This is a genomic window from Myxococcus sp. AB025B (assembly GCF_006518215.1).
Taxonomy (GTDB): domain Bacteria; phylum Myxococcota; class Myxococcia; order Myxococcales; family Myxococcaceae; genus Myxococcus; species Myxococcus fulvus.
Genome location: NZ_SRLW01000434.1, coordinates 1 through 6,275, shown reverse-complemented (window position 1 = coordinate 6,275; position 6,275 = coordinate 1). Strand labels below are relative to the sequence as shown.

At 71.6% G+C, this 6,275-nt stretch carries 6 protein-coding genes and 1 pseudogene; 1 reads left to right on the top strand and 6 read right to left on the bottom strand.

What is annotated here, in order from left to right; translation table 11 throughout:
- Positions 1-427: pseudogene (locus tag FL311_RS40055) on the bottom strand (metalloenzyme); the annotation flags it as partial.
- A 32-nt stretch (positions 428-459) separates the two neighbouring features.
- Here FL311_RS40055 and FL311_RS40050 point away from each other — a divergent pair.
- On the top strand, positions 460-1,545 hold the full coding sequence (locus FL311_RS40050; RefSeq protein ID WP_141332905.1) for a DUF4388 domain-containing protein: 1,086 nt from the start codon (positions 460-462) through the stop codon (positions 1,543-1,545).
- A gap of 12 nt (positions 1,546-1,557) precedes the next feature.
- On the opposite strand, the gene FL311_RS40045 is transcribed toward FL311_RS40050, so the two are convergent.
- The 5 genes from FL311_RS40045 to FL311_RS40025 all read right to left on the bottom strand — a co-directional run.
- Positions 1,558-2,757 (bottom strand): ATP/GTP-binding protein, encoded by a 1,200-nt coding sequence (locus FL311_RS40045; RefSeq protein ID WP_141332904.1) that lies wholly within the window; start codon positions 2,755-2,757, stop codon positions 1,558-1,560.
- The gene (locus tag FL311_RS40040) at positions 2,754-3,908 is read right to left on the bottom strand and encodes an anhydro-N-acetylmuramic acid kinase (protein WP_141332903.1); all 1,155 of its coding nucleotides are present in this window, start codon (positions 3,906-3,908) and stop codon (positions 2,754-2,756) included. Before FL311_RS40040 ends, FL311_RS40045 begins: the two co-directional genes overlap by 4 nt.
- A gap of 10 nt (positions 3,909-3,918) precedes the next feature.
- Complete coding sequence (locus tag FL311_RS40035) at positions 3,919-4,893, bottom strand: N-acetylmuramic acid 6-phosphate etherase (protein ID WP_141332902.1); 975 nt, start codon at positions 4,891-4,893, stop codon at positions 3,919-3,921.
- Positions 4,894-4,909: 16 nt separating this feature from the next.
- Positions 4,910-5,101: a 50S ribosomal protein L28 gene (rpmB, locus tag FL311_RS40030; RefSeq protein ID WP_043403428.1), complete on the bottom strand. Its 192-nt coding sequence runs from the start codon at positions 5,099-5,101 to the stop codon at positions 4,910-4,912.
- Positions 5,102-5,206: 105 nt separating this feature from the next.
- Positions 5,207-6,275: desaturase (locus tag FL311_RS40025; RefSeq protein ID WP_141332901.1), on the bottom strand; the 1,069-nt coding region annotated here is incomplete at its 5' end.

The following is a 6,275-nucleotide window of genomic DNA, read 5'->3' as shown; positions in this document are numbered from 1 at the left end:
CGGGCGGTGGGGTGAACTCCGGAGGCGAGGTGGTGGGGCGTCGGGGGACCTCGAGCGCGTCCAGGTACGCGGCGGGGTAGGCGGTGGCGAACGTGGCCTCACGGCCGGCGGCGCGCAGGCGCTTGACGATGGAGCGCTCGGCGAGCAGCGCGCGCAGGGCCGCGTTGGGGTAGCCCAGCACGTGCTGGCCGAGCAGCGCGGGCGCGGGCTCTCCGGTGAGGATGGCCGTCTGATTGGAAGCGGACTGGGGCCGACCGGACACACCGAAGGTCGTGTCCACCGGGATACACAGGCCGCCGTCGGGCAGCGGGGGGCTGGGGGCGTCCTGGAAGCGGGAAAGCAGGTGCTCGCGGTGGGCGAGCGGGTTGATGGCCGGGTCCTTCCGGCCGATGCCCACGCCATCGATGAAGAGGAGCGCGACGCGCACGGCTCGTGACTGTATCCTCGAACGCATACCGCATGGCCCTCCACGGCGACCTCTTCAGCTACCCGCTTCCCGAGTTCCTTCAATGGTTGGACAGCTCCCGCAAGACGGGCACGCTCCAGCTCTCCTGGGAGGCCGGCGAGCGGAAGCTCTTCCTGCTCTCCGGCCAGGTGGGAGCCACCGCCTCCGAGGGGCTTCGCGGCCGCGTGGCCCGGCTGCTCGCGCTGGCGAAGCTGGCCTCGGGCACCAAGGTGCTCGCCGCCTTCGATGAGCTGTCGCGCACGCCCGACGTGGACGCCGCCTTCGATGTGCACGGCATCCAGGCCCGGTGGATTCGCGACCTCGGCCGCGAGGAGCTGTTCGCGGCGATGACGGACTTGACGATTGCAGGGCGCGGCACGTTCCACTGGACGGAGGACGCGGACCGCTCGGGCGAGGACTGGGTGCCGTCGGACATGGGCATCCGCGAGCTGCTCTTCGAGTCCCTGCGCTGGGTGGATGAGCAGCCGGACGTGGACAAGGCGCTGCCCATCGACGCGCTCAGCGTGCGCGCGCTGGCGCCGCCGAGCCCCAGCCAGCCGCTGATGCACCGAATCATCCTGGGGCTGTGCGCCACGCCGCAGAACCTGGGGCGGCTGCGGCTGTCGATGGGCGTGTCGCGCTCGTCGGTGACGCGGCGGGTGTACGAGCTCTTGCGCTCGAAGCTGGTGGAGGTGGAGGGCGCGCCGCAGGTGGAGGCGGACCCGGTGGCGGAGATGCTGGAGAAGGGCGCGGTGCTGATGCGCGAGGGCCAGTACGACGCGGCGGGCATCGTCTGCGCGTCGCTGCTCGCGAGCGACCCCGCGGACCGGCGCGTGCGCGAGTTCGCCCGGCTGGTGCAGCGCGAGCACGTGGCCGCGCTCTACTCGGACATGCCGCCGCTCCTGATTCCCGTCGTCGTGCACGACCCGCAGGGCATGGCGCTGCTCAAGCCCGAGGAGCGGCAGATCGCGGGCCTGGTGAGCGGGACGTGGGATGTGTCCACCATCGTCCTGGCCAGCCCCTCGCGGGAGCTGGAGACGCTCAAGACGCTGGCGAAGCTGCTCCGGATGGGGCTGCTCCAGCTCACCGCCCCTCGCTGAAGGGCGGGGGCTTCACTCCGACGCGGGCAGGCCCACCGCGTTGAGCCGCGCGAAGGACTGCATCAGCACGTAGAGCGCGAAGGCCGCGTCGTCCACGCGCAGGTGCGACTGGGTGGAGAGGCCCTGCACGCGCAAGAGGTCCGCGCCATCCATGCGCAACAGGAACGCCTGCTGCGCCAGCGTGCCCTCGCCCGCGTACGCGAGCGCGCGCCGGATGGCGTCCGTGCACGCGGTGACGCAGGTGGAGTAGTTGCCCGCCATGAACGCGGCCTCGGCGGCGCGCGCATGGTCGAACAAGTCCCCCGGCGCCAGCGCGCTCGCGGCGCCCAGCAGCTTGGGGCCCGCGGGCTGGGCCACCACGGCCGGAGCCATGACGGCCGGCGCCACGGGCGGCGGCGTCACCGGCTCCACGCGGGGCGGAGGGGCGATGGCGGGGAACGAGCCCGACGGCCGATGCGGCACGGGCGTGTTGGGGATCACCGCCATCGCGGGAGCGTGGCCGCCGGACATCGCCACGGGGGGCGCGGACGGGGGCTGGCGGTGCTGAAGGTGCTGGGCGAGCTGGGCCTCCAGGCCCGCGGGCTGAGCGCCGCCGGCGGGCGCCACGGGGCGGGGCGGCGGGACGATGCGCTTGGCGCGCAGGTCCTTGATGACCAGCCGGGTGATGGCCTTGAGCGTGTCGAGCACGCCCCGGCCGTTGGTGGCCGCGGTCTCGAAGTCGGGCACGCCGCGCGGGTTGAGCTCCTGGCGCAGCTGCTCCACGGGCAGCACGTGGTCCAGGTCGCGCTTGTTCCACTGCATCACCAGCGGGAAGCGGTCCAACCGGATGCCGTGCTCGAAGAGGTTCTCCTCCAGGTTCGCCAGCGACTCCCGGTTGGCGTCCATGGCCTCCGGCTGCGAGTCCGCCACGAACACGACGCCGTCGGCGCCCTGGAGCACCAGCTTCCGGGTCGCGTTGTAGAAGACCTGGCCGGGCACGGTGTACAGCGCCAGCCGCACCGAGCAGTCCCCGACGCGCTCCACCTTCACGGGGAGGAAGTCGAAGAAGAGGGTCCGGTCCCCCTCGGTGGCGATGGACATCATCTCGCCCCGGTGCGCGGGCCGGACGGTTTCGTAGATCTTCCGCAGCGAGGTCGTCTTCCCGGACAAGCCAGGTCCATAGAAGACGATTTTGGCGGCCACCTCGCGGGCCATCAGGTTCACGCTGCTCACGGTGTCAGCTTTCCTAGAACGACTCGACGCTTCGCGCCAGTTGCGGACGGGACATTCGCGGGGGTTCCCACGAGGTACTCGGCGGCCAGCAGGGCGAACAAGGCCGCTTCCTTCGCGCCTTCTGGAAATCCAAGGCTATCAAGCCGGCGCACGGGGAGGGGAGCCAGTCGCGCTTCGAGCCGCGCCATCAACCGGGGATTCCGTGTACCGCCCCCGGAGACGTACATCGCCTCCAGGTCCGGCGCTCGGGGAAAAACCCAGGTTTCGTAGGCGCGCGCGGTGCTCTCCACGGTGAGCTCCAACGCGGTGGCCAGCAGGTCATTCGCCCGGTCCGGGTGAATCGTCCAGAGCCGCTCCACCAGTGCGTCTCCGTAGCGCTCACGTCCCGTGCTCTTCGGAGGCGGTCGGGCGAGGAAGTCGTCGGTGAGCAGCTCCTCGAGCAGCTCCGGAATCACCCGGCCCTGGCCGGAGAGCGTCCCGTCCAGGTCACACGCCAGCCGGTTGTGCGTCGCGCGCCGGGCCAGGCCGTCCAGCACCATGTTCCCGGGGCCGGTGTCGAACGCGAAGGTGTCGTCCAGGCGCGGCCCGACGACGGACACGTTGGCGATGCCGCCCAGGTTCTGGAGCGCGCGAGGGGCCTGGAGTCCGCGGAAGGCCACCCAGTCGAAGTAGGGTACCAGCGGCGCGCCATGGCCACCGGCGGCCACGTCCCGGGTGCGGAAGTCGCTGACGACGGGCAGGCCCGTGAGCTCGGCGATGACGGACGGCTCGCCGATCTGCAGGGTGGAGGGCACCTCGGTGGTGCCGGGGGGATGGTGGGCCATCGTCTGGCCGTGGGAGCCGATGGCGGCCACGTCCGAGCGCGCCACGCCCGCCTGCTCCATCACCTGGAGCGCGGCGCGGGCGAAGTACTCCCCCAGCTCGAAGTCGAGCCGGCTGAGCGAGTGCGAGTCCTGAGGACCCAGCATCCGCGCCACCACGTTCGGAGGGAAGGGCGCCGAGACGTGGGACAACAGGCGCAGCCGAGCGCCGCCGCCCGTGCCAGTCACCTCGCACAGGGCGGCCTCCACCGCGTCCGCGCTGGTGCCGGACAAAAGCCCGATGCACAGGCGCGGGCGCTCGGAATCGGAGAGGGGAGGCGGAAGGCGCATGCCTCCAAGTCTAAGGCCCGGTCCCCACACGCCGCTTTCGGGGAGCGGGCGGGCGGGCGGCCGATGCGTGCTCGCCCTTACGTCCGGAGCGGCCGAGCGCGCGCAAGCCGTTCTCCTCCAGACGCTTCCGGGCCTCCCGGGCGCCCAGGCCCGTGAAGGCCATGGCCACCGCGACCCGGACCTCGCCCCCGGCCTTCGCGAGCAGCGCCTCGGCGTCCTCGCCGGGAAGTCCGGTCAGCTCGGCCACCATGCGCGCGGCGCGGGCCCGCAGCTTCGCGTTGACGGGGCGCATGCCCACCATCCGTCCCCGGTACACCCGGCCCAGCGCCACGAAGGCCGCGGTGGTGATGGCATTCAGGATGAGCTTCGTCGCCGTGCCGGCCTTCAGCCGCGTGGAGCCCGCCACCAGCTCCGGCCCCGTGCGCGCCAGCACCAGCGTGTCCACGTCCGCGCGAGTGCCAGGCGGGTTGCAGCACACCAGCACCGTGTGGGCGCCTCGCCGCTTCGCCTCGCGCAGCGCGCCGCGGACATAGGGAGTGGAAGCACTCGCGGAGATGCCGCAGACGACGTCCCGGGGGCTCGCGGCGAAGTTGGCCACGTCCCGGACGCCCGCCTCGACGTCGTCCTCGGCGCCCTCCACGGCATGCGTCATCGCCCGGCGTCCACCCGCGATGCGGGCCTGGACCTGGGTGGGGGCGCTGCCGAAGGTCGGAGGACACTCGCTGGCGTCGAGGACGCCGAGACGTCCACTCGTGCCAGCGCCGATGTAGAGGAGCCGTCCTCCCGCCCGCAACGCGGCCACGACGGCGGTCGCGGCTCGGGCGACAGCGGGCAGCGCGGGGCGAACCGCACGGACGGCGACCACGTCCTCGTCATGTAACCGGCGGACGACCGACCCGAGAGAAAGCAGATCCAGGCCGTCCGCGCGGGGGTGAAGCCGCTCGGTGGGAGGGAGTTTCGTGAATGAAGCGCGAGAGGAACCCACCCCCGAGCGCCAGACTTCAAGCTGCCTTGGTCACCTTGCCCGCTTTGATGCAGCGGGTGCAGGCCAGAACGCGCTCCGTGCGACCCTCGACGCTGGCCCGAATCTTCTGGAGGTTCGGGAGGGTCCGCTTCTTGGTCTTGTTGTTCGCGTGGCTGACGTTGTTGCCGACGAGCGGACGCTTGCCACAGATGTCACACTTCCACGCCATGACCTCTAACTCCTTGAAAACTGGGGCGTTGGACGCCTGCCGATTAAAGAGCGGCGGAACCTGCCAGAAAGCCGCTTGGAAATCCAGCCTTTCAGCCGTTTTGGATCAGCCCTTGAGCGGATCCTTCTTCTTCAACATGTCCTGAACGAGCCTGGCGGCCCGTACGCCCGCGAGCAGCTCGCCCTCCAGGCCCAGGCCCGGGAGCACCTCGCGGCCCGCGAGCAGCAGGTTCTTCACCGGGGTGCGCTGGGGCAAACCGGTGACGCCCAGGAAGGCTTCCGACTCGAAGCTGTAGAGGGGATGGGGCATCAGCCGCGTCCCTCGGGAGCCGCTGGCGTCCAGGTAGGGGACCGAGCGAAGCAGGCGATGGGGCGCGGTGAAGGGCATCAGCGCGTCGAGCTGCCCGTCGATGCGCACGGCCAGCCCCTGCAGGTGCTCGTCGCCCAGCTCCCGCGCGGACGCCGGGACGAAGACGCCGGCGCAGACCACGCGCACGCCCTCCACGTCCTTGCCCTCCTTGCCGCCCGAGGCGGTGGTGCGCGCCGGGTGGAGCTGCAGCAGCATGGGGCCCAGCTCCGCGTCCTGCGTGTCCACGAGCGTCAGCTCCCCCAGGCCCCGGGGGAGCGCGGACTCGGGCACCACCCAGTTGACGGTGAAGAGCAGGGACTTCGTGGTGGACTGGTCCAGGTGCTCGAGCAGGCCGCGGTGGTGCTTCTTGTCCGTCACGAGCCTGCGCAGCGCACCGGAGTCGGTGGCGGCGACGAGGCAGGAGGCGCGGTAGAGCGTGTCCGAGCGCACCAGCTTCACGCCCGCGAACTTGCTGCCGTCGAAGGACATCTCGTCGACGATGAAGCCCGAGGGGCTGTCGCGGCCGAGCACGTCTCCGCCCAGCTCCGCCAGGCGCCGCGTGAGCAGCTCTCGCAGGCCATCGTGGCCGCCCTGGAAGGAGGAGGGGGCCGACAGCACCTGGGACAGGGGCCGGGTGAGCGCCAGGGGCGACTCGGGCTTGTCCAGGTGGTTGATGAAGGGGCGCAGCCCGCGGATCAACGCGGCCGCGGGTGCGTCCGAGGCCAGCCGGGGCGTGCTCTCCAGGCCGGGGTGGGCCTTGATGAGCTTCTTGAGGCCCCAGCCCTCGAAGAACCCATCCGGGGGCAGGGCGGGCTGGGCCTTGAAG